Genomic DNA, 308 nt, shown 5'->3' on the forward strand with positions numbered 1-308 from the left:
CAAGGAAAAGACGACCCAGGGTGCAGTCGTGGCCGTGGGCCCGGGCAAGCCGCTGGACCACGGCAGCGTGCGCGCGCCGTCGCTGCAGGTTGGCGACAAGGTGATCTACGGCCAGTACGCCGGCAGCACCTACAAGAGCGAAGGCGTGGAATCCAAGGTCCTGCGCGAAGACGACATCCTCGCCGTCATCGGCTGAGTTTGCGCCGCCGGGCTCGCCCCGCCGCGTGTTATTTTTTGAGATCAAAGCAGCCGGGCATCGCCCGGCGCCACATAAAAGGGAATAGCAATGGCTGCCAAGGACATTCGTT

The 308-nt window shown here is 63.6% G+C and carries 1 protein-coding gene; it reads left to right on the plus strand.

Translation table 11 applies throughout. The features are described 5' to 3' along the window. On the plus strand, nucleotides 1–196 hold a 196-nt coding region (locus tag ACQG3P_RS19105), incomplete at its 5' end, for a co-chaperone GroES (protein ID WP_426805919.1). Nucleotides 197–308 lie beyond the last annotated feature (112 nt).

The sequence above is a fragment of the Stenotrophomonas sp. SrG genome, from assembly GCF_050031795.1.
In the GTDB taxonomy this organism is placed as follows: domain Bacteria; phylum Pseudomonadota; class Gammaproteobacteria; order Xanthomonadales; family Xanthomonadaceae; genus Stenotrophomonas; species Stenotrophomonas rhizophila_A.